Below are 20,566 nucleotides of genomic sequence, written 5' to 3'. Positions count from 1 at the left end.
TGTCGTCGCTGTGGCCGAGATGTGAGGATGCTCCGGGACATGTCGCCGGGTCAAGACTCCTGCACGTGTCATGTGGGGCGGATGGGGCGGATGTGACGTCGGAGGGCTTTCCGCGCGGGTCAGCGGCCGAGCTGGTCGAGCACCGCGCGGGGACGGTTGGTGATGATGGCGTCCACGCCGAGGCGCACGCAGAGGTCCACGTCCGCCGGTTCGTTCACGGTCCACACGTGCACCTGGTGCCCGGACTGCTTCAGCCGCTCGATGTACGCGGGGTGGCTGCGCACGATGCGGAGGGAGGGCCCCGCGATCCGCACGCCGGGGGGCAGCCGCCCGTCGCGCAGCCGGGGCGAGACGAACTGCGTCAGGTAGACCGTGGGCACCGTCGGGGCCGCGGCGCGCACCCGGTGCAGCGACCGCGCGGAGAAGCTCATCACCCGTACCGGCGAGTCCCCGGGGGAGGCGGGCGCGTCGAGCCCGTACCGCTTGAGCAGGAGCAGCAGCCGCTCCTCCACCTGTCCCGCCCAGCGCGTGGGGTGCTTCGTCTCGATCGCCAGCTCGACCCGGCGGCCGGCGTCGGAGACCAGGCCCAGCAGCCGTTCCAGGGTGAGGACGGAGGTGTCCTCGCGGTCCTCCGGGCGGTGTTCCCAGTCGGGTTCCTCCACGCGCGGCCCCCCGAAGGCGTCGCGGCTCTTCCAGGAGCCGAAGTCCAGGGCCGCCAGATCGGAGAGCTCGAGCGCCGACACCGCTCCGCGGCCGTTGGACGTACGGTTGACGCGGCGGTCGTGCACGCACACGAGATGACCGTCGGCAGTCAGACGTACATCACATTCGAGCGCGTCCGCGCCGTCCTCGATCGCTTTGCGATACGCGGCCAGGGTGTGCTCGGGGGCGTCCTCGGAGGCTCCGCGGTGCGCGACGACTTGGGTCAGGTGCTGCCGTGCGTGGGTCACCGCGTCATGGTGCCACCGCGCGCGGGTAGACGTGCGCTCGGAGTTGAGTGAACGGTGCGGCCGTCCGGTCGGAGCCATCGAGTGGCGTGCCTTACATGAGTAATGCCCTATATAAAGAATGGCCCCGGACCCACAGGAACGCCTTATCGTGCCCTGACGGCCCGTGGGAAAAGCTGACGACATACAAAGTGACATGCACAGCTGCATCGCGCCGGGCTCGTGGACGAGCGTGAGCGAGCATGACCGAGTGCGACCAAGAACGACAGCCGTGGATCGAGGAGAGAAGCTGTGAGCACCGAGAACGAGGGCACCGCGGTACCCCCGGCCCCCTCCGCACCGCCGCCCGCGCCGGTGGATGCTCCCGCTGCTTCGGCGCACCAGGGGTACCCGGCCCAGGGCGCGGCTCCGGGTCCGGGGCAGGGATACGGGGCCGCCCCGGCGGGCGGTGAGAGCCCCTACGGCCCGCAGGCCGCCCACGCGAGCCAGGGCCCCCAGGGCGGCGCGGACCCCCAGGGCGGCGCGGCCCACGGCGGCGCGGCCCACGGCGGTGCCCCGGCGGGCGGGCCCTCGTCCGCTCCCGACGCCTCCTGGCCCCCGCCCCCGCCGCCGTCCACCCCGTCGTACGGCGGCGGACACGGTGGCGGCGACGGCGGGCACGGCGGTGGCGGCTGGGGTTCCTCGTACCAGCAGCCGGCGCCGAAGAACGGCGGCGGGCGCGGCCGGATGATCGCCGGGGTCCTGGTGGCCGCGCTGGTCGCGGGCGGCCTGGGCGGCGGCCTCGGCTACACGCTGGCCAAGGAGAACGACAGCAACGGCTCGACGACCGTCTCCTCCTCCACCAGCGGCGGCAACGTGAAGCGCGACCCGGGCACGGTCGCCGGCGTGGCCGCCAAGGCGCTGCCCAGCACCGTCACCATCTCGGCCGAGAGCAGCAGCGGCGAGGGCGGCACCGGCACCGGCTTCGTCTTCGACACCCAGGGCCACATCGTCACCAACAACCACGTGGTGGCGGACGCCGTCGACGGCGGCAAGCTATCGGCGACCTTCCCCAACGGCAAGAAGTACGACGCCGAGGTGGTCGGCCACGCGCAGGGCTACGACGTCGCGGTCATCAAGCTGAAGAGCGCCCCCTCCGACCTGAAGCCGCTCACCCTCGGCAACTCCGACGACGTGGCCGTCGGCGACTCCACGATCGCGATCGGCGCGCCCTTCGGCCTCTCCAACACGGTGACGACGGGCATCATCAGCGCGATGAACCGTCCGGTGGCCTCCAGCGACGGCACCGGCAGCCAGGCCTCGTACATGAGCGCCCTGCAGACCGACGCGTCCATCAACCCGGGCAACTCCGGCGGCCCGCTGCTGGACGCCCAGGGCAACGTCATCGGCATCAACTCCGCGATCCAGTCCACCAGCAACGGCGGCTTCGGCACCGGGCAGGCCGGCTCCATCGGCCTGGGCTTCGCCATCCCGATCAACCAGGCCAAGTACGTCGCCCAGGAACTGATCAAGACGGGCAAGCCGGTGTACGCCAAGATCGGCGCGTCCGTCTCCCTGGAGGACACGACGGGCGGCGCGAAGATCACCGACCAGGGCGCGGGCGGCTCCGAGCCGGTCGACCCGGGCGGCCCCGCCGACAAGGCCGGCCTCAAGCCCGGCGACGTGATCACCAAGCTCGACGACCGGGTCATCGACTCCGGCCCGACCCTGATCGGCGAGATCTGGACCCACAAGCCGGGCGACGAGGTCACGATCACCTACGAACGCGGCGGCAAGGACCAGACCACGGAACTCACCCTGGGCTCCCGCGTGGGCGACAGCTGACCTCACCCGCGCACCCCGAACCCGTTACCCTTGTCCCCGCGCCGCCGATCACCGGCCGGCGCGGGGAGGCGTGCCCGAGCGGCCGAAGGGAACGGTCTTGAAAACCGTCGTGGCAGCGATGTCACCGTGGGTTCAAATCCCACCGCCTCCGCGCTGAGCGCAATGAGAACGGCCCCCGGCCTGGTTATCTGGGCGGGGGCCGTTCGCTTGCCCGGACTCCGGGACTTCTTGCCGTTCCCCGTGGTTGCCCGCTCGGTGGGGCACGGCTGGGGCACGGTCGATGTCAGTGGCGGGTGTTGGCTTCCGGTCCAGTGATGGGCCGGTTCGGTGTTCTGCTCCGGAACACGGCGGCCAAGGGGGGTGGCCGGATAGGCGTCCCCGGATCCACAGTGGCCCCGGGATGCCGAATGGCTCCGAACCCACCCCCTCATCACCTTCTGATCCGTAGCTCCATGTGGATCGGTCGCGAACGGTCGTACCGGCCGCTCTACTGCCCTGAAGGGACGCTATCGGGTGAGGTCGGGTCCTGCGGTTGCTGTACTTCGCTGCTGTACATCAGGTCGATCACGGGGACGCTGCGGCCACCCATGACCCGCTTCGGGCCCCTGCTGGCCAGCCACTGAGGTTCGGCGATGACCCTCGCGGTTCGCGCTCGTTGGTGTCAGCCGCTGATGTCAGGAGCTCAGGCCCCCTTGACAGATGCCCGCGTCATCACAGTCGAACTGCTGCTTCTGTGATCACGATGGCGCCGAGAACGCCGAACGTGATCCTCACGGTCGTGGGGGTGAAGAGACGGCTCACCCCGATGCGATGCGCCGCGTAGCCGTGTATGCGCCACGCAGAGTCGCGAAGGTTGCATGCCACGATCACGCAGACGGCTGCGAAGACCAAGTCCCACGCCACCCGTACCCAAGTCACGAATACTCTTCCCTCTGGCCTCATGTGCAGGGCGATGGACGTCACGAGCAGGAACAACCAGGTCGGCGGAGCGGCCCACCGCCTCCGCGCTGAGAGCAATGAGAACGGCCCTTGCGGCTCCCCGGCTTTCCCTGCGGATTCAGAACTGGGGGTAGGGGGTCCGCGCCAGCACTCCGGTGCCGGACACAGTGGTTTCCGCTGTGAGGGTGAGCGGGCTGACTCCGAGCTCGGCGGCGATCTCGGGGGCCAGGTCGTTGGCGACCCAGGCCCATTCGTCCTCGTCCTCCTGGCTCTCGGTCGCCGCGTCCCAGTCCGGGGACAGTCCCAGTTCCTGGCGACGGTGCCGTTCATACGGCAGCGGCTCACCGAGCGTCAGGTAGTGGTCTTCAGCCTCGTCGGTTTCGCAGTAGCGGCGTACTGCCGTCCCACGCTCCGCGATCAGCCAGGCCGAGCCGGTGCCCTGAGCGCCGTAGTAGTAGGCATGTGCCTGGCCGTACCGGGCGCTGAGTTCCTCGCACATGCGCAGCACACTGTCCGAACGCTTTCTGTCACACGGATCGCACCACCGGCCGACGACCAGGGTCCACCCGTCGAGTTCCGGGCTCACGTACACCCGGGTAAAGCCGTCGGCGGCGTTGTGACTGTTCGCGTCGATGGCCTCCTGAGCGGAGCTGAAGGAGACGGGCGCGGGATCCGTCAGCCGCAGGATGCTCATGATCCCGGACTGATCCCCGCTCGGCACAGCGATCCAATGGAGCCAGCATGCCGAAAGCGGTCGGGGTGGATCAGCCATGGGTGTTTTCACAGGAACACGATGCCACGAGCATCCGTCGCTTCCGGCTGGCGACTGACCGCGGTGCCGGCCGACGGGGTCCTGGACGGGGCGGGTCGGGTGGAGAATGAGGCATGCGAGTGGACGGCTGGTATCTGACCGAAGACGTCGACGACTTCCTCGCCCGGGCGGAGGGCTTCCTGCGTTCGCGGCCCGGCGCGCACGTCATGCAGTCGACCTGGGCCGAGCGGGTGCGCACGCGGGGAGCGGAGGCGTTCGGGGCCGAAGCGCCGCGCTTCGGCGTGCTGGAGCGGGCGGGCGAGGTGCAGGCCACCTTCTACCGGCTCCCGCCCCGCGCGCTGGGCCTCTCCCCGCTCACCCCGGAGCAGGCGGGCTCCCTCGCCGCCCGTCTGGCCGCCCTCGGGCACTCCCTCTCCCGCGTCAGCGCCGATCACGGCACCGCCACCGCCTTCGCCGAGGCATGGCAGGAATGCACCGGGGCCACGCCGAAGCTCCGCGACACCCGGCTCCGGCTGTACCGCCTCGGCACTCTCACCCCGCCGGAGCCGCTCCCGGCCGGACGGGGTCGTGAGCTGGGGGAGCAGGACCTGGAACAGGCGATGTTCTGGTGCGGGGAGTTCGCCGCCGCCGTGGGGGAGGACGTCACCCTGGACGCCGGCACCTGGGCCGGGAGCCGCTATGCCGACAAGCGCTACACGCTCTGGGAGACGCCGGACGGCACCCCCGTCTCCGTCGCCGGCAGGAATCCGCTGATCGGCGGTCAGGTGCAGGTGGACGTCGTCTACACGCCGGCCCCGCTGCGCGGCCGGGGCTACGCCGCCGCCGTCACGGCGGAGGTGAGCCGGGCCGCGCTGGAGGCGGGGGCGGAGGAGGTCGTGCTGTTCGCGGACCGGTCCAACCCCGCCAGCAACGCCCTGTACCAGCGGCTCGGTTACCGCACGCTCACCGACTGGTCGGTGTACGACTTCGGGTGAGCGCGCTCAGGACGCGGCCCGCAGCAGCCGGAGCTGGCCGATCTCCGTGACGTTCTTCATCAGTTCCGCGTTCACCCAGGCGACCATGTGGGCCTTGGTGTGCGCCGGGTCGTTCGGCCAGGGGAAGGGGGCGGTGGCGTTCAGGTCCGCCTCGGTGAGGTCGTCCAGGACCGTCAGCCATTCCGCGTGCAGGGTGCGCAGCCAGTCGGTCGTCGCCCGCCCCTCGCCGGGCCAGGTGACCTCGGTCCGCTCGCGGGGCCGGTGGCCCCGGGCGTGGTCCAGCGTCACGCTCCACCACCAGCCCATGTGCCAGCTCACCCAGGCGATGGTGGGCACGGGTACGGGGTCGGGTTCGGTCTCCGCCCAGTCGGGGACCCAGGTGCCGTCGGGGGACCGGCGCACCGTCCAGCAGTGGGGGCCGGGTTCCCACAGGAAGTCGTCCGGCTCCAGCCGCTCCAGGTGGTACTCGAACAGGGACCAGGTCAGCTCGAACTGCCACCGCAGGAGCGAGGTGTCCATTCGGGGGCGCCTTTCTCGGGGCGTGCGGGTCAGAGTTCCTCGTCCGTCGCCAGCCGCTCCCACGCCACGTCCAGCAGGCCAATCTCCGCGTCGTGGCCGGACGGGACGTGAGCGGTGGGCTGGAACCAGACGACGGTCAGACGGGAGCGGTACAGGGCGCGGTCGTGGGCCGGTTCGAGGGAGGTGGAGCGGAAGCTGCCGACGCAGGTCACGGCGGGCAGCACCTCCACCGGGCCGAAGGCGCCCGCGTACTGGTCGGGGTACTCGCGCGGCGGCGTGACCAGGTGCACCGGGGCTCCTGGGAAGGCGCGTTCGGCGGAGCGCAGCAGTCCGTCGATCCTCGCGTCGTTGAGGGGCTTGCAGGGGTAGCCCTCGAGCAGTCCGCCGTACGTGGACGACATGCGCAGGTCGGAGAGGTCGATCGGACGCCCGGAGGCGAGGACGACGCGGGCGAGTGCCATGGTCGGCACTTTAGGGCGGTGGCGCATCCGGGGCTTTCGAATTTCGGTGGAGCAGGCGTCAGGAGCGGTGGGCGGTCATGCGCGCGGCCGACGCGATCGTCGCGCGGGCCTCACGCTCGGACAGGCCGGTGGTGCGGGCGGCGGCGACCAGCGGGTCCACCAGGAGGGGGCCGATGCCGTCCTCGTAGGCGCGGCAGGCGGCCCAGAACAGGCGGGTGTTGCGCTGGCCCTCGTGCGCCGCGAGGACGAACTGGACCAGGCCCTGGCCGTGTCCGCCGGCCGGCGCCGGTGTCGGGTGGTGTGCGCGAGGAGCCGGCAGGAGCAGGCGCAGGAGCGCGGGCGGACAGGGCGCCGGCGGCAGGTGCGCGGTGCCGGGGGCGGCGGCGTACGCGCCGTGGTCCGTACAGGAACCGGGGCCGACGAGGTAGCCGCCGGCGCCCCGGATGTCGATGCCGGGGGCGAGCCGGCCCGCGGAGTTGGGGACGACGACGTCCGGCGGGCCGGTCAGCCAGAGGTGGCGGCCGCCGCTCGGGGTCAGCACGACCACCGTGGCGGGGATGGTGAACAGGTGACGCAGCGCCAGTTCGCGCAGGGCGGCGCGGGCGTCCGTGCCGGTCTTGGTGTCCAGGTCGACGCCGATCAGATGGTGCGGGGGGAGCCCGCAGGCGATGCCGTAGCCGGTGGCGCGGGGCGCCGCGGCGAACAGGGCGCGGATCCGGGCGGGGTCGGTGGAGGCGTCGTGCACGCCGTGGCCGAAGCGGCCGCACTCGCCGTGGCAGGGCGGTCCCGCCGGCTCCGGGTCGTCGTGGTGCGGGGAGCGCAGGGCCGGGAGCTTCGTCCGGGACAGGGGGATGACGGCCAGCCCGCGCTCGGCGGCTGACAGGGCGTGTGCGAGGGCCAGCGTCGTGGCCTGCCGGTCGGTGGTGGCCATGGCTCCATGTTCGTACACATGTTCGAAGAAGGGAAGGGGGGAGAAAGTGCGACGCGCCGGGACGGAGACGTTCCGCGGCAGAAGCGGAAGAAGTGGCGGAACGCTTCCTCTCTTGCGGTGACGGGGACGGAGACGGCCCCCCTCGGGCACGGACGGGACTCCAGGGGTGTGCGGGGGTTTATCGGCCTGTCGTCACGCTTGCGTGCGAATGGCGGCTTCAGGGGTGGTTCGGCGGGATTCCCTGGGCAACTCTGATCTCGCGACGTCGTGCACCACACCGGGGCGGGGGGACAACTTCCCCGGTGACAGCCGTACTTCACGCACACAAGGCCATGAGCCGGTGCGTCCATGTTCTGGAGGGAACAACATGGCAAGCATCCGTACCGCCCGCGTCATCGCCGCGGTCTCCGCCCTTCCGCTCGCCGCCGCCCTCTTCACCGGCGTCGCGGCGGCGGACAACGGCGCCCTCGCGGACGACGGAGCCAGCGCGACGGTCACGACCGCCCAGGCCGACGCCCTCGGCACCGGCGTCGGCGGCGACAACTTCGGCAACTCGGCCACCTCGCAGCAGCAGGCCAACGGGCCCGGCGCCACCAACCAGAGCAACAGCGCCCAGGTCAACGGATCCGCCTTCACGGCCGTCAACCAGGGCAACGACAACGTGGCCATCAGCTTCAGCCCGCTGTGGTGAGGCCGGTGCGCTGACCCGTCCCGGTGTGCTTCTCGGGGGTGCGAGGCGTCTTGGCGGCGGTACTCCGGTACCGCCGCACGGGCGTTTCTCGGGCCCGGCCCCCTCAGGGTCGACCCGCAGTACCCCTCACCCGCTCGTCCACCTTCAGGAGGTGGGGCCGGCCCCACCCCTACAACCTGAGGGGGATCCGGCTTCGGGACCTGCGGGCGATCCGCCGGAGCGGCCCCGCTCATAGCGTTGAGCCATGACCACACCCGTCTGCACCAGCGCTTCGAGGGCCGCCACTCCAGCCACAGCGGCGCAGACCCTCCCGTACCCGTCGTTCTCGTCGTACATGAGGGCCCGCCAGCCGGTGCTCCTGCGTACGGCCCGGTCGCTGACCGGGAACCCGAGCGACGCGGAGGACCTGCTGCAGACCGCGCTCGCCAAGACGTACGTCGCCTGGGAGCGCATAGAGGACCACCGAGCCCTCGACGGCTATGTGCGCAGGGCCCTGCTGAACACCCGGACCTCGCAGTGGCGCAAGCGCAGGGTCGACGAGTTCGCCTGCGACGAGCTGCCCGAGCCGGACCCGGTGCCCGGCGACGACCCGGCCGAGCGGCAGGCGCTGCGCGACGCGATGTGGCGGGCGATCATGCGGCTGCCGGCGCGGCAGCGGGCGATGGTCGTCCTGCGGTACTACGAGGACCTCAGCGAGGTGCAGACCGCCGAGGTGCTCGGCGTCTCGGTCGGCACGGTGAAGTCCGCCGTGTCGAGAGCGCTGGGCAAGCTCCGCGACGACGCCGAGCTGGGACTCGTCCGCTCCTGAGGCGCGGCGCCCGCCGGGCACGGACTGATCGATCATCCGCTCCCCTAGTGACATACCGCGTGGTATGTGCGCAGAATCAGCGCAGCCCCTACCGCCCCGCAGGCAATGTCGCCCAGGAGGACGCCGTGCTGAGCACCATGCAGGACGTACCGCTGCTGATCTCGAGGATCCTGACCCACGGGTCGGCGATCCACGGCACCTCACAGGTGACCACCTGGACCGGCGAGGGCGAACCGCACCGCCGTTCCTACGCGGAGATCGGCGCCCGCGCGGCCCAGCTGGCGCACGCCCTGCGCGACGACCTCGGCGTCACCGGCGACGAACGCGTCGCCACCCTCATGTGGAACAACGCCGAGCACGTCGAGGCGTACTTCGCGATCCCCTCCATGGGCGCGGTCCTGCACACCCTGAACCTCCGCCTGCCGGCCGAGCAGCTCGTGTGGATCGTCAACCACGCGGCCGACCGGGTGATCCTGGTCAACGGTTCGCTGATCCCCCTGCTCGCCCCGCTGCTGCCGCATCTGAAGACCGTCGAGCACGTGGTCGTCTCCGGACCCGGCGACCGTTCCGCGCTGGCGAACGCCACCGCGCGGGTGCACGAGTACGAGGAACTGCTCGCCGGACAGCCCGTCGCCTACGACTGGCCCGAGCTGGACGAGCGCGCCGCCGCGGCCATGTGCTACACCTCCGGCACCACCGGCGACCCCAAGGGCGTGGTCTACAGCCACCGCTCGATCTACCTGCACTCCATGCAGGTCAACATGGCCCAGTCGATGGGCCTGACCGACGAGGACACCTCCCTGGTGGTCGTCCCGCAGTTCCACGTGAACGCCTGGGGCCTGCCGCACGCCACCTTCATGACCGGCGTCAACATGCTGATGCCGGACCGCTTCCTGCAGCCCGCCCCGCTCGCCGAGATGATCGAGGGCGAGAAGCCGACGCACGCCGCCGCCGTCCCCACCATCTGGCAGGGCCTGCTCGCCGAGCTGACCGCCAAGCCCCGGGACGTCTCCTCCCTCACCCAGGTCACCATCGGCGGCTCCGCCTGTCCGCCCTCCCTGATGGAGGCGTTCGACCAGCTCGGCATGCGGGTCTGCCACGCCTGGGGCATGACGGAGACCTCCCCGCTCGGCACCATCGCCCGGCCGCCGGCCGGCGCCGTCGGCACCGACGCCGAATTCGCCTACCGGCTGACCCAGGGCCGCTTCCCGGCCGGCGTCGAGGCCCGCCTCACCGGCCCCGGCGGCGAACGCCTCCCCTGGGACGGCGAGTCGGCGGGTGAGCTGGAGGTCCGCGGAGCCTGGATCGCAGGGGCCTACTACAACGGCCCCGACGCCGAGCCGCTGCGCCCCGCCGACAAGTTCAGCGAGGACGGCTGGCTGAAGACCGGCGACGTCGGCACGATCTCCCCCGACGGCTTCCTCACCCTCACCGACCGGGCCAAGGACGTCATCAAGTCCGGCGGCGAGTGGATCTCCTCGGTCGAGCTGGAGAACGCGCTGATGTCCCACCCGGACGTCGCCGAGGCCGCCGTGGTCGCCGTCCCGGACGACAAGTGGGGGGAGCGCCCGCTGGCCACGGTCGTCCTCAAGGAGGGCTCCACCGCCGACTTCACCACCCTGCGCGCCTTCCTCCAGGAGGAGGGCAGGATCGCCAAGTGGCAGCTCCCGGAGCGCTGGACGGTGATCGAGTCGGTGCCGAAGACCAGCGTCGGCAAGTTCGACAAGAAGGTGCTGCGCAGGCAGTACGCCGAGGGCTCGCTGGACATCACGCAGATCTGACGCCCGTACGGCAGCGCGCCGGCCGGCGAGCGGAACATCCCGCTCGCCGGCCGGCGCACTCCGTTCGTCCGCGGGCGGTGGGGCCCGTCCGTCAGTTGGTCCCGATCCGTGACAGCAGGTCGACGATCCGGTCCTGCACCTCGGCGCTGGTGGAGCGCTCCGCGAGGAACAGCACCGTCTCGCCGGAGGCCAGCCGGGGCAGGTCCGCCTGGTCGACGGCGGCCGTGTAGACGACCAGCGGGGTGCGGGTGAGCTGCCCGTTCGCCCGCAGCCAGTCGACGATCCCGGCGGAACCGGCTTGGCGGCGCCGCACCTGCATCAGGTCCATCACCACCAGGTTCGGCCGGAACTGCCCCGCGAGCGTCACCGCGTCGGCGTCGCTCGCGGCCCGCGCGACCTGCATGCCGCGCCGTTCCAGGGTGCCGGTCAGCGCCAGCGCGATCTCCGCGTGCTCCTCGATCAGCAGCACCCGCGGGGGGTGCTGTTCGCTGTCGCGCGGCGCGAGCGCCTTCAGCAGCACGGCGGGGTCGGCGCCGTACGCGGCGTCGCGCGAGGCCTGACCGAGTCCGGCCGTGACGAGCACCGGCACCTCGGCGGCCACCGCCGCCTGCCGCAGCGACTGGAGCGCCGTGCGGGTGATCGGACCGGTCAGCGGGTCCACGAACAGCGCGGCGGGGAAGGCCGCGATCTGCGCGTCGACCTCCTCGCGCGAGTGCACGATCACCGGCCGGTAGCCGCGGTCGCTCAGCGCCTGCTGCGTCGTGACGTCCGGCGCGGGCCACACCAGCAGCCGGCGCGGGTTGTCCAGCGGCTCCGGCGGCAGCTCGTCGTCCATCGGCTGCGGACGCGGCGGATCCGCCACTTCGACGGCCCCGCCCGGACCGTCCAGCGGCTCGGGTCCCTCGGCGGCGTCCGCGGAGGGCGCCCCTATGGCGTACGAACGTCCGGCCTCGCCCGCCGGCGCGAGCCGGGACTGCGCCTGGGCCGGCGCCTGGGCGTCGGCGGGTGTGGGCTCGCCGCCCGACGGATGCGGGCGGGCGTTCTGCTCGCTGCCCGCGGCCGGGTCGGGACGCGTACCGAGCTTGCGGCGGCGGCCGGAGCCGCCCGGCTGGTGCGGGGGCGGCGTCGCCGACGCCAGTGGCTGCTGGACCTGGGCGGCCTGCCGGTTGAACGGCACGCCCTGGCCCAGCGTCCGCACGCTGATCGCCCGGCCCTGCGTCGAGTTCGGATCCACCGGCGCCGAGGCCTCCGCGGGCAGCGGCTGGGCGGCCCGCTGGACCGGAGCGCCCTCGGGCGGCAGCGGGGTGCCGGAGGCGGGGGTCGGCCCCGCCGGAACGGCGGTCCCGGCTCCGGAGGTGTCACCGGCGGCGGGCCACTGCTGCGGAGCGGGGGTGCCCTCGGCGGGCAACGGCTGGGCAGCGGGCAAGGGCTGACCCTCCCCCTGCACGGCGGCACCGTGCGCGGGCACACCCTGGGACGGCACGGAAGCCCCGTGCGGGGCTGGGGCAGCACCCTGCCCGGGTGCGGAAGCGCCCTGCGGGGCTACGGCTGCACCCTGCGGCGTGGCTGCGGCGCCCTGAGCCGGTACGGGACCGCCGTGCGCGGGGACGGGGACCCCTTGCGGGGGTACGGCAGCGCCCTGTGCGGACACGGGACCACCGTGCGGCGGCACGGGACCACCGTGCGGAGGTACCGCAGCACCTTGCGCGGGCACGGAAGCACCGGGTGCCGGTGCGGCAGCACCGTGCGGCGTGGTTGCGGCGCCCTGAGCCGGTACGGGACCGCCGTGCGCGGGGACGGGAACTCCTTGCGGCGGCACGGCAGCGCCCTGTGCGGGCGCGGGACCGTCGTGCGGAGGTACGGCGGCAGTGCTCTGAGCCGGTACGGGACCGCCGTGCGGCGGGACTGCCGCACCCTGCGCCGGTACGGGACCACCGTGCGCCGGGACGGCAGCCCCTTGCGGGGATACGGCGGCACCCTGTGCGGGTGCCGGAGTGCCGTGCGGCGGGACGGGAGCCCCCTGTGCCGGAGCGGTCGCACCCTGGGCGGGCACGGATGCACCGTGGGCCGGTGCGGCGGCGCCCTGCGCCGGTGCGGGGTTCCCCTGCGGGGACACGGCGGCGGCACCCTGCGGCGGGACCGCGGCGCCCGGTGCCGGGACCGGCGCGGTCCCCCACTGCGCGGGCGCCCCCGGGGCCTGGGCGTTCGTGCCGTCGGGCTGGGCCGGCCGGGCCATGGCCCGCCGGCGGCGGCCGGTCGGCGCGGTCGTGGGGTGCGGCTGCGGCGGAGTGTGGTCCTCGGCCTGGTCGTGCGCGACGGCGTCGTGGCGGCTCTCGTCGGCGCCGGCGTGCCCGACCGCCTCGGCCTGCTGCCCCGCGGGCTGCTCCTGGTCCGCCTCGGCCGGAGGCAGCGCGAACACCGTGCGAGGCGCGGCCTCCTGCGCCGCCGCCCGCTCGGTGGCGGCGGCCAGCGCACGCCTGCGCCGTCCCGTCGGCTGCTGCTGCCCCGAAGCCTGGGCGGGAACGTGCACGGCGACCCCGGCCTGGGGCGCGTCGGCCGCCCCGTCCCCGCCGGACGGCGCGGGCAGCGCCGCCGGCAGCGCCTGCTGCTCACCGGACCCGTGCCGGGCGCGCCGCCCGGACGGTGCGGGCACCCCCTGCGGCGGTACGGTCCCGCCCAGCCCGGTGTTCGACGCGGCGGCCCCCGCCGCGTGCTCGGCGGCGGTGACGACGGCACCCTCGGACACCCCGGCCGCCCCGGCGAGCTCGACCTCGGCGCCCACCGCGCCCGTCGCGTCCTCGGCCGGCCGGCCACGCCGCCGCCCGGTGCCGCCGGACGCCTGCGCCGGAAGCTGTGCCCGAACCGGCTCGGCGGCCGTCGCGACCGCGGCCTCGGCGGCGGCCGCGGCCTCGGCCGCCCGGCGCCTGCGCCGGCCGGTGGGCGCGGTGTCCGTGCCGTCGGAGCCGCCGTCGTCCGCGCCCGGCATCTCGCTCTCCAGGAAGGCGTCCACGGAGGAACGCCGCGCCCGCCGCCGGCCACCGCTCGTGGCCGGCTCGGCGGGAGCGGCCTCCTCGGCCGGAACCGCCACGTCCTGGCTGGCCGGCGGGGCCGCCACGGCGCCCGCCCCGCCCCCGATCGGCACCTCGAGGACGTACGCGCTGCCGCTCATCCCCGGCACCTCGTGCGTCTGCAGCACACCGCCGTGCGCCCGGACGATCCCGCGCACGATCGGCTGGTGCACCGGGTCGCCGCCGCCGTAGGGCCCGCGCACCTCGATGCGTACGACCTCGCCGCGCTGCGCCGCCGCGACCACGACCGTGTTGTCCAGATAACCGCCCGCCGCCGCCACGGGTGTGTTTCCGGTGGCGTCGACGCCCGCGACGTCCGCGACGAGGTGCGCGAGGGCGGTCGCGAGCAGTCGCGGCTCCACCTCGGCCTCGATGGGCGGCGCGTGCACCGCGAACTGCACCCGGCCGGGCCCGACGAGCTCCACGGCCCCGTCGACACCGGCGGCGACGACCGCGTCGAGCATCACCTTCGTGCGGGCGACCTGCCCGCCGCCGGCGTCGAGCTGCTGGTAGCCGAGGACGTTGTCGATGAGGGTGGTGATCCGGGCGTAGCCGGCGGACAGGTGATGGAGCACCTGGTTCGCCTCGGGCCACAGCTGTCCGGCGTCGTCGGCGGCCAGCGCGGACAGCTCACGGCGCAGCTCGTCCAGCGGGCCCCGCAGGGACCGCCCCAGCAGGGTGAGCAGCTGGTCGTGCCGGGCGGCGAGGGCCTCGTAGCGGTCCTTCTCCCGCTCGCCGAGCGCGGCGTACCGCTCCTCGTTCGCGGCGAGTTCCTCCGCGTGCCGCTCCCGCAGCTCCTCCAGCTCCGTGACATGGCTCTGGCGCAGCGCGGTGAGCTCGGAGGCGTGCTCCTCGGCGAGCCGCTCCAGCTCCTCGGCGCCCTTGCGCTCGGCGTCCTCCTTCTCGGCGACGAGCGCGTCGTAGGTGCGCCGGTCGGCGAAGGTCATCACGGCGCCGACGAGCTGGTCGCCGTCGCGCACCGGCGCGGTGGTCAGGTCGACCGGCACCTGGTCGCCGTTCTTGGCGTACAGCACCTGCCCCCGCACCCGGTGCTTGCGCCCGGAGCGCAGGGTGTCGGCGAGCGGGGACTCGTCGTACGGGAAGGGGGCGCCGTCGGCGCGCGAGTGCAGGACCAGGGTGTGCAGTTCGCGCCCGCCGAGTTCGCCGGCCCGGTAGCCCAGTATCTGGGCGGCGGCCGGGTTGACGAGGACGATCCGTCCGTCGGTGTCGGTCCCCACGACGCCCTCGGAGGCGGCGCGCAGGATCATCTCCGTCTGCCGCTGCGAACGCGCGAGCTCGGCCTCGGTGTCCACCGTGCCGGAGAGGTCGCGGACGACGAGCATCAGCAGCTCGTTGCCGGTGTAGCCGTAACTGTCGTACGTCTGCTGGCTGTTCTCCAGATTCGCACTGGTGACCTCGACCGGGAACTCGGTCCCGTCGGTCCGCCGGGCGGTCATCCGGGTCGGCTTGGTGCGCGCGGGGTCGACGTGGTCGGGCCGCCGCATCGACCCCGGGATGAGCTTGCTGTCGAACTCGGGCAGCAGATCCAGCAGCCCCCGGCCCACCAGGGCCGTGCCCGGGGTCTCGAACGCCTCGAGGGCGATGGTGTTGGCGTTGACGACGGTCCCGTTGGCGTTGACCAGCACCAGGGCGTCGGGAAGCGCGTCCAGTATGGCTGCGAGGCGAGCAGCGCCTCGGGATGGCCTGCTGCTCACGAGACGCTTCCTCCCTGTTACCGCGACCTGCCGACCGCTCGGGCCATCTTGCCAACCTGCCCGCAACGTGTCACGCGAGGGATTCTAAGCGCTGGGGTTGCGCTCGCGACGCCGGATGGGACGGACATCGCACGAGGAAGTGACGGCGATGTGACGCCGGGTGCTCCCGGAACCCGTGACTGCCTGCGCCGACGCGTCCGGAACCTTCGCGGGACCTTTACGCCCCCTGTGCCCCGACTCGCCGCCGCGCGCCCCCCACCGCGCCCCGTCTCCTCCTCAGGGGCGCCCCGCGCCGCGCGCTTCGGGCAGCAGCGGCACGAGCCGGTCCCAGCGGGCGATCTCGCACCCGTTCTTCCTGCTGTACGCCGCGTCGACGGGGCGGCCGGCCCAGGTGCCGGTGACACGGGCGGTGGCGGCCCCGCCGTACTGCATGGTGCAGACGGCGTCCCGGGGCGCGGGGGCGAAGACGTCCTTCCCCCACCGCGTGTTCCGCTCGACGGCCGCGCACGCCCCGGCCGGGTCGGGATGGCTGCCGCCGCTCGGCCGGCAGTGGATCTCGAACGTCCCGTCCGTCCCACCGCCCGCGTCCCGCACGGTGACGGTGAGGCGGTCACCGGACGGGGACGGTTCCTGGGCGTGCGCCGCGGGCGGTGCGGCGGACAGTGCGGCGAGTGCGGCCGCGGAGGCGGCGGCGCCGGCGACGAGCCGGGACCTGATCCGCGAGACGACCTGCGGGACGACCTGTGACATGAACTGCGACATGACCTGCGACATGACCTGACCAACGCGCCGGAGCGCGAGACGTTGCGGCACGCCGACGCGACGGCCGGAAGTGCTTTGCCCTGCGGGCTCTCCGCCTAGTACCGTGGGGGTCGATTGGTGACACCCCAAGCGGTTGTGTCATCATCGGCACGCACCGATCGACCCGCGCTCGCGCGCGGAAGGTCTGTGCGGGGAGGCGTCGCCTAGTCCGGTCTATGGCGCCGCACTGCTAATGCGGTTTGGGTCTTAAAGCCCATCGAGGGTTCAAATCCCTCCGCCTCCGCAGCCACACGAAGCCCCGGCCCCTGCGGCCGGGGCTTCGTCGTTGCGGCCCCCGGCCGCCCACCAGCCAGGAATCCGCGTTCGCGCAGGTCACAAGGGGTGGGCCAAACGGATTTCACATGGCGGCGGCAGTCATGTAATGTTCTTCCTGTCGCCGCGAGCGGGCCGGAAAGGCCGGGGAGCGGCGAGAAAACTGAAGAGACAAGCACTCGTAGCTTAACGGATAGAGCATCTGACTACGGATCAGAAGGTTGCAGGTTCGAATCCTGCCGAGTGCACACAGTTCAGAGGCCCCGCCGGATCATCCGGCGGGGCCTCTGGCGTCGGTGGGTGACATCGGCGTCGTCCGCCTGCCCGTCCGTCGACTTCCGCTTCGGCCCCGCGAGCCTGCGTTCCTGTTCCTGCGCCGTGCGGTCGGCGGCGGCCCCCGCCTTGCTAGCGTGCACGGCCATGGCCGGCCGGAGCGAGGCCGGGCCAAGCGCGCTCGTGCCGAGGGGGAAATGCAACGTGCGTAACACTCATGAGCGTTGGTGGCCGGTGGCTCCCGAGAAGGTCGCCCCGCTGCTCGACTCGCTCGCCTCCGAGAACGACCGGCTGTGGCCGGTGGACGACTGGCCCCCGATGACGTTCGACCGGCCCCTCGGGGTGGGCGCGACCGGAGGCCACGGGAGCATGACCTACACCGTCGTGGCCTACACGCCGGGGCGGATGGTCACCTTCGAGCTCACTCCCGGACTGGGCCTGCGCGGCCACCACCGCTTCGTCGTCGAGCCGCAGACGCGCGGGGGGCACGCCGGGACGGTGGTGCGGCACGAGGCATCCGCCCGCGTCCACGGGCGGATGGTGTGGATGTGGCCGCTGATCACCCGCTGGGTGCACGACGCCGTGGTCGAGGACGCGCTGGACCGCTGCCACCGTGAGTTGATGGGCACGCCCCCGGAGCGGCCCGCACGGTGGAGTCCGTGGGTGCGCCGGCTGCGCGTCAAGCGGGGCCTACCCGCCGAGCGCAGCGCTCCCCGCGAGGCCTGACTCGGTCCCGCGTCCCGACGGGCCGCCCACAAGTGTGCGTGCCGTCGGTCATGTCCGTGCGCGGCATGGGACGTCACTGGGGACGGCGGGGCTTCTCGCGGTGACTGAGCGTGGTGCGGAAGTAATTGGTCAGGGCGGTGGCCGCAGCCGTGAGGAAGATGAAGGAGTAGACGATCTGCAGGATGGTGACCAGGCGCGCCGTCTGCCCGTGCGGGGTGATGTCGCCGTAGCCGATGGTGGCGAGGGTGACCAGGGTGAAGTACAGGGCGTCGAGGCGGGTGTCGAGTCCGACGAGCTCGCCGGGGAGCTGGGCCAGGGACAGGTAGGTGGACGCGAACACCAGGATGGACAGGGTCATCAGCAGGGGGATGACCAGCCCCGGACGTATGTTCGGGAGGCCGAGCATGACGTGCACCACCTGCCGCAGCAGCAGGATGGCCACCAGCACCAGGGCCAGGATGAAGAGGGTCCAGCTCAGGGCCGGCCGGTGCGGGCCCAGCCCGTCCAGGGGCAGCAGGAAGAAGGCGGTGACCATCGCCGCCACACCCGCCGCCCCCACCAGTCCGGGCCAGAAGGTCTTCCAGACCGCGGACGCGCGTGTCAGACGCGGGACTCGCGACGCGGTGCGCACAGGGCCCAGATGATGAAGCCGTCGATGATGAGGAGGGCGACCGACCAGACCGGTGCGTGGGGCAGCCACACGAAGTTGGCGACCATGCTGAGCCCGGCCAGCACGATGCCCACCACCCGTGCCCAGGCGGCCCCCGTGAACAGGGCGAGACCCGCGGCGGTCACCAGGGCGCCGAGGATCAGGTGGATCCAGCCCCAGCCGGTCAGGCTGAACTCGTAGGTGAAGTTCTGAGTGGTGACGAAGACGTTGTCCTGGGCGATGGCGGAGATGCCCTGGAAGATCGCCATGATGCCGCCGAACGTCATCAGAACCGCCGCCGCGGCCGTCCAGCTGGTGGCCCAAGGGCTCTTGGCCTCCCACCCTGCCTGGTGGTGGCGGGTACCGCCGACATTGCTCGCCATGTGTCCGACCTTTCGGCTGTCCCCGAGCAGGCCCCCTCACCAGGTTGGCACTCCGGCCCGCGCTCAGCACCTCGGCGGTACCGCACCCCCGCCTGGAACAGAGGCCGTTGTCAGTGGCGGCCCCTACGCTCGTGAGGGATGGCACAGGCGTGGAGATGCTCGGGGCTGCGGTGGTCGGCCGACGGCCCCGTGCTGGCCTGGGAGGGCGGCCGCTGTTCCGCGCTGACCTGGGGGAAACGGGTGGCGTTCGGGGTCGCGGAAGGGGGAGTGCGGACATGCGTGGGGGCACGGGGGCACGCCTGTCCGCTGGGGGCGGCGGTCCCGGGGCGGAGCACGGGGGCCCGCTGCGAGGAGTGCGCCCGGCTGGACCGGGCGCACTCGGTGGCGGCCGACACCCTCGCGGACGACCCGCGGCCCTACCGCGTGTATCTGGCGTGGTTCGGGCCCGGGATGGCCAAGGTGGGGATCACCGCGGTGCGGCGCGGGCCGGCGCGGCTGCTGGAGCAGGGGGCGGTCTGCTTCAGCTGGCTGGGGACGGGGCCGCTGATGGCGGCGCGGCGCACCGAGGAACTGCTGCGCGCCGCGCTCCGGGTGCCCGACCGGATCCCCTACGCCGACAAGCGGGCGGTGCGGGCGGTCCTCCCCGCGGGGGACGGGGAGCGGGCCGCGGAGCTCGCCGACCTGCACGCGCGGGCGGTGGCCCTGACCGGATGGCCGGAGTCGCTCGCCCGTGAGCCGTTCCGGCCCGTCGACCACGTCGGGGTGTTCGGGCTGGCGGGGGCGACGGCCGCCGCGGCGGAGGTGCGCGAGCTGGTCGCCGGGGGCACGGTCAGCGGGGAGCTGGTGGCCGCGGCCGGGCCGGATCTGCATCTGGCGACGGGGACCGGGCAGGGCGTGGTGGTGCTGGACACCCGGCTGCTGACGGGGTGGGGGCTGCTCCCGGCCGCGGGCGGGGAGTTCTCGGTGCCGGTCCGGGCGGTCAGGGACCGGGCGGCGGCGGCACAGGACGGGCTGTTCTGACCGGGGCCCTGCCCCCTCTGGACCCCGGGCGCGGTCGCGGGTGATCGTGGGCGGCATGAGCGATCACCCCGGCGCCCGCGCCGAAGCCGACGGCATACGCCGCTTCTGGGAGGGGCTCGGGCTGCCCGGGCTCGTCGACGTGCACACGCACTTCATGCCGGAGCGGGTGCTGCGCAAGGTGTGGGCCTACTTCGACGCGCTCGGACCGCTGACCGGCGGCGTCGAGTGGCCGATCACCTACCGCGAGGAGGAGGACGAGCGGGCCGCGCTGTTGCGGGAGTTCGGCGTGCGGGCGTTCACCGCCATGCTCTACCCGCACAAGCCGGGCATGGCACGCTGGCTGAACGGCTGGGCGGCCGGCTTCGCGGGCCGCACCCCCGACTCTCTGCACACCGCGACGCTCTTCCCCGAACCCGGTGTCGCCGGTTACGTCCGGGAAGCGGTCGAGGCGGGCGCGCGGGTCTTCAAGGCGCATGTGCAGGTGGGCGCGTACGACCCGGCCGACGAGGCGCTCGACGCGGCCTGGGGGCTGCTCGCCGAGGCTGGTGTCCCGGTGGTGATCCACTGCGGGTCCGGCCCTGCGCCCGGCAAGCACACCGGCCCCGGGCCGGTCGCCCGGGTGCTGGCCCGGCACCCCCGGCTGCGGCTGGTGGTGGCGCACATGGGGATGCCCGAGTACGAGGACTTCCTGGACCTCGCCCAGCGGTACGGGGAGGTGCGGCTGGACACCACGATGGCGTTCACCGACTTCAGCGAACGCATGGCGCCGTTCCCCCGCCAGTCCCTGCCCCGGCTGGCCGCCCTCGGCGACCGCGTCCTGCTCGGCACCGACTTCCCCAACATCCCGTATCCGTACCTCCACCAGCTGCACGCCCTGGAGCGCCTGGACCTAGGGGAGGAGTGGCTGCGGGCGGTCTGCCACGACAACGCGGCCCGGCTCTTCGGCCTCCCCGGCTGACGGGGAAGGGCCCGGGGGTTTCTCAGGGAAAACACAGGTTGCCGAAAGGACGT

Annotated in this window: 18 protein-coding genes and 3 tRNA genes; 11 read left to right on the top strand and 10 right to left on the bottom strand. The window is 73.1% G+C overall.

The genetic code is table 11. The annotated features are described in order from the left end of the window. Window positions 1-119: 119 nt before the first annotated feature. On the bottom strand, window positions 120-950 hold the full coding sequence (locus CNQ36_RS17125) for a glycerophosphodiester phosphodiesterase (RefSeq protein WP_121546648.1): 831 nt from the start codon (window positions 948-950) through the stop codon (window positions 120-122). Between the two features lie 288 nt (window positions 951-1,238). Here CNQ36_RS17125 and CNQ36_RS17115 point away from each other — a divergent pair, with 288 nt between their 5' ends. Together CNQ36_RS17115 and CNQ36_RS17110 are read left to right on the top strand one after the other, a co-directional pair. Further along, entirely contained in the window at window positions 1,239-2,771 is a 1,533-nt protein-coding gene (locus CNQ36_RS17115; RefSeq protein ID WP_121546647.1) for a S1C family serine protease, read from the top strand. Between the two features lie 64 nt (window positions 2,772-2,835). Continuing rightward, window positions 2,836-2,922, top strand: a tRNA-Ser gene (locus CNQ36_RS17110). A 906-nt stretch (window positions 2,923-3,828) separates the two neighbouring features. On the opposite strand, the gene CNQ36_RS17100 is transcribed toward CNQ36_RS17110, so the two are convergent. Next, complete coding sequence (locus tag CNQ36_RS17100; RefSeq protein ID WP_121546645.1) at window positions 3,829-4,404, bottom strand: hypothetical protein; 576 nt, start codon at window positions 4,402-4,404, stop codon at window positions 3,829-3,831. 191 nt (window positions 4,405-4,595) lie between these two features. On the opposite strand from CNQ36_RS17100, the gene CNQ36_RS17095 reads away from it, so the two are divergent. Continuing rightward, window positions 4,596-5,456 carry a GNAT family N-acetyltransferase gene (locus tag CNQ36_RS17095; RefSeq protein WP_121546644.1) on the top strand — a complete coding sequence of 287 codons (861 nt, stop codon included), beginning with the start codon at window positions 4,596-4,598 and terminating at the stop codon, window positions 5,454-5,456. Window positions 5,457-5,462: 6 nt separating this feature from the next. Here the strand turns inward: CNQ36_RS17095 and CNQ36_RS17090 are convergent, their stop codons facing one another. From CNQ36_RS17090 to CNQ36_RS17080, 3 genes are read right to left on the bottom strand one after another with little or no spacing between them, the layout of a single operon-like run. Beyond that, window positions 5,463-5,975 carry a DinB family protein gene (locus tag CNQ36_RS17090; RefSeq protein ID WP_121546643.1) on the bottom strand — a complete coding sequence of 171 codons (513 nt, stop codon included), beginning with the start codon at window positions 5,973-5,975 and terminating at the stop codon, window positions 5,463-5,465. A 29-nt stretch (window positions 5,976-6,004) separates the two neighbouring features. After that, the gene (locus CNQ36_RS17085; protein ID WP_121546642.1) at window positions 6,005-6,436 is read right to left on the bottom strand and encodes a hypothetical protein; all 432 of its coding nucleotides are present in this window, start codon (window positions 6,434-6,436) and stop codon (window positions 6,005-6,007) included. Window positions 6,437-6,494: 58 nt separating this feature from the next. After that, window positions 6,495-7,367, bottom strand: a complete 873-nt coding sequence (locus tag CNQ36_RS17080) for a bifunctional DNA primase/polymerase (RefSeq protein ID WP_121546641.1) — start codon at window positions 7,365-7,367, stop codon at window positions 6,495-6,497. Between the two features lie 367 nt (window positions 7,368-7,734). On the opposite strand from CNQ36_RS17080, the gene CNQ36_RS17075 reads away from it, so the two are divergent. From CNQ36_RS17075 to CNQ36_RS17065, 3 genes are all read left to right on the top strand, one after another. After that, window positions 7,735-8,058: a hypothetical protein gene (locus CNQ36_RS17075; RefSeq protein ID WP_121546640.1), complete on the top strand. Its 324-nt coding sequence runs from the start codon at window positions 7,735-7,737 to the stop codon at window positions 8,056-8,058. Between the two features lie 244 nt (window positions 8,059-8,302). Beyond that, on the top strand, window positions 8,303-8,866 hold the full coding sequence (locus CNQ36_RS17070) for a SigE family RNA polymerase sigma factor (protein ID WP_004929421.1): 564 nt from the start codon (window positions 8,303-8,305) through the stop codon (window positions 8,864-8,866). 137 nt (window positions 8,867-9,003) lie between these two features. Beyond that, complete coding sequence (locus CNQ36_RS17065; protein WP_121548494.1) at window positions 9,004-10,647, top strand: long-chain fatty acid--CoA ligase; 1,644 nt, start codon at window positions 9,004-9,006, stop codon at window positions 10,645-10,647. Between the two features lie 91 nt (window positions 10,648-10,738). Here the strand turns inward: CNQ36_RS17065 and CNQ36_RS17060 are convergent, their stop codons facing one another. Further along, a complete protein-coding gene (locus CNQ36_RS17060) occupies window positions 10,739-15,430 on the bottom strand; it encodes a PAS domain-containing protein (protein ID WP_121546639.1) in 4,692 nt (1,563 codons plus the stop codon). Between the two features lie 276 nt (window positions 15,431-15,706). After that, entirely contained in the window at window positions 15,707-16,180 is a 474-nt protein-coding gene (locus CNQ36_RS17055; RefSeq protein ID WP_121548493.1) for an SSI family serine proteinase inhibitor, read from the bottom strand. A 204-nt stretch (window positions 16,181-16,384) separates the two neighbouring features. Between CNQ36_RS17055 and CNQ36_RS17050 the strand changes: the two genes are divergently transcribed. Together CNQ36_RS17050 and CNQ36_RS17045 are read left to right on the top strand one after the other, a co-directional pair. Continuing rightward, window positions 16,385-16,475 (top strand) — tRNA-Ser (locus tag CNQ36_RS17050). A gap of 204 nt (window positions 16,476-16,679) precedes the next feature. Continuing rightward, window positions 16,680-16,752, top strand: a tRNA-Arg gene (locus CNQ36_RS17045). A 6-nt stretch (window positions 16,753-16,758) separates the two neighbouring features. Here the strand turns inward: CNQ36_RS17045 and CNQ36_RS17040 are convergent. Then, window positions 16,759-16,926, bottom strand: coding sequence for a hypothetical protein (locus CNQ36_RS17040; RefSeq protein ID WP_163013285.1), 168 nt, complete (start codon window positions 16,924-16,926; stop codon window positions 16,759-16,761). A gap of 55 nt (window positions 16,927-16,981) precedes the next feature. Between CNQ36_RS17040 and CNQ36_RS17035 the strand changes: the two genes are divergently transcribed. Next, window positions 16,982-17,503, top strand: coding sequence for an SRPBCC family protein (locus CNQ36_RS17035; protein ID WP_163013284.1), 522 nt, complete (start codon window positions 16,982-16,984; stop codon window positions 17,501-17,503). Between the two features lie 73 nt (window positions 17,504-17,576). On the opposite strand, the gene CNQ36_RS17030 is transcribed toward CNQ36_RS17035, so the two are convergent. Together CNQ36_RS17030 and CNQ36_RS17025 are read right to left on the bottom strand one after the other, a co-directional pair. Further along, window positions 17,577-18,038, bottom strand: a complete 462-nt coding sequence (locus CNQ36_RS17030; protein WP_163013421.1) for a potassium channel family protein — start codon at window positions 18,036-18,038, stop codon at window positions 17,577-17,579. Between the two features lie 65 nt (window positions 18,039-18,103). Further along, the gene (locus CNQ36_RS17025; protein WP_121546636.1) at window positions 18,104-18,535 is read right to left on the bottom strand and encodes a DUF7144 family membrane protein; all 432 of its coding nucleotides are present in this window, start codon (window positions 18,533-18,535) and stop codon (window positions 18,104-18,106) included. A gap of 138 nt (window positions 18,536-18,673) precedes the next feature. Here CNQ36_RS17025 and CNQ36_RS17020 point away from each other — a divergent pair, with 138 nt between their 5' ends. Both CNQ36_RS17020 and CNQ36_RS17015 read left to right on the top strand, forming a co-directional pair. After that, complete coding sequence (locus CNQ36_RS17020) at window positions 18,674-19,555, top strand: DUF2797 domain-containing protein (protein WP_121546635.1); 882 nt, start codon at window positions 18,674-18,676, stop codon at window positions 19,553-19,555. Window positions 19,556-19,610: 55 nt separating this feature from the next. Then, window positions 19,611-20,513: an amidohydrolase family protein gene (locus CNQ36_RS17015; RefSeq protein ID WP_121548491.1), complete on the top strand. Its 903-nt coding sequence runs from the start codon at window positions 19,611-19,613 to the stop codon at window positions 20,511-20,513. Window positions 20,514-20,566: the final 53 nt, after the last annotated feature.

It is taken from the genome of Streptomyces fungicidicus, assembly GCF_003665435.1.
Classification (GTDB): Bacteria; Actinomycetota; Actinomycetes; order Streptomycetales; family Streptomycetaceae; genus Streptomyces; species Streptomyces fungicidicus.
This window is presented reverse-complemented; position numbering and strand designations above follow the sequence as displayed.

Excerpts from the sequence above, each read along its gene's own strand:
- CNQ36_RS17075 (WP_121546640.1), top strand. The coding sequence starts at position 7,735 with ATGGCAAGCATCCGTACCGCCCGCGTCATCGCCGCGGTCTCCGCCCTT.
- CNQ36_RS17095 (WP_121546644.1), top strand. The coding sequence starts at position 4,596 with ATGCGAGTGGACGGCTGGTATCTGACCGAAGACGTCGACGACTTCCTC.
- CNQ36_RS17030 (WP_163013421.1), bottom strand. The coding sequence starts at position 18,038 with ATGGTCACCGCCTTCTTCCTGCTGCCCCTGGACGGGCTGGGCCCGCAC.
- CNQ36_RS17080 (WP_121546641.1), bottom strand. The coding sequence starts at position 7,367 with ATGGCCACCACCGACCGGCAGGCCACGACGCTGGCCCTCGCACACGCC.
- CNQ36_RS17020 (WP_121546635.1), top strand. The coding sequence starts at position 18,674 with ATGGCACAGGCGTGGAGATGCTCGGGGCTGCGGTGGTCGGCCGACGGC.
- CNQ36_RS17090 (WP_121546643.1), bottom strand. The coding sequence starts at position 5,975 with ATGGACACCTCGCTCCTGCGGTGGCAGTTCGAGCTGACCTGGTCCCTG.
- CNQ36_RS17015 (WP_121548491.1), top strand. The coding sequence starts at position 19,611 with ATGAGCGATCACCCCGGCGCCCGCGCCGAAGCCGACGGCATACGCCGC.
- CNQ36_RS17055 (WP_121548493.1), bottom strand. The coding sequence starts at position 16,180 with ATGTCACAGGTCGTCCCGCAGGTCGTCTCGCGGATCAGGTCCCGGCTC.
- CNQ36_RS17085 (WP_121546642.1), bottom strand. The coding sequence starts at position 6,436 with ATGGCACTCGCCCGCGTCGTCCTCGCCTCCGGGCGTCCGATCGACCTC.
- CNQ36_RS17040 (WP_163013285.1), bottom strand. The coding sequence starts at position 16,926 with ATGGCCGTGCACGCTAGCAAGGCGGGGGCCGCCGCCGACCGCACGGCG.
- CNQ36_RS17100 (WP_121546645.1), bottom strand. The coding sequence starts at position 4,404 with ATGAGCATCCTGCGGCTGACGGATCCCGCGCCCGTCTCCTTCAGCTCC.
- CNQ36_RS17025 (WP_121546636.1), bottom strand. The coding sequence starts at position 18,535 with ATGGCGAGCAATGTCGGCGGTACCCGCCACCACCAGGCAGGGTGGGAG.
- CNQ36_RS17070 (WP_004929421.1), top strand. The coding sequence starts at position 8,303 with ATGACCACACCCGTCTGCACCAGCGCTTCGAGGGCCGCCACTCCAGCC.
- CNQ36_RS17065 (WP_121548494.1), top strand. The coding sequence starts at position 9,004 with ATGCAGGACGTACCGCTGCTGATCTCGAGGATCCTGACCCACGGGTCG.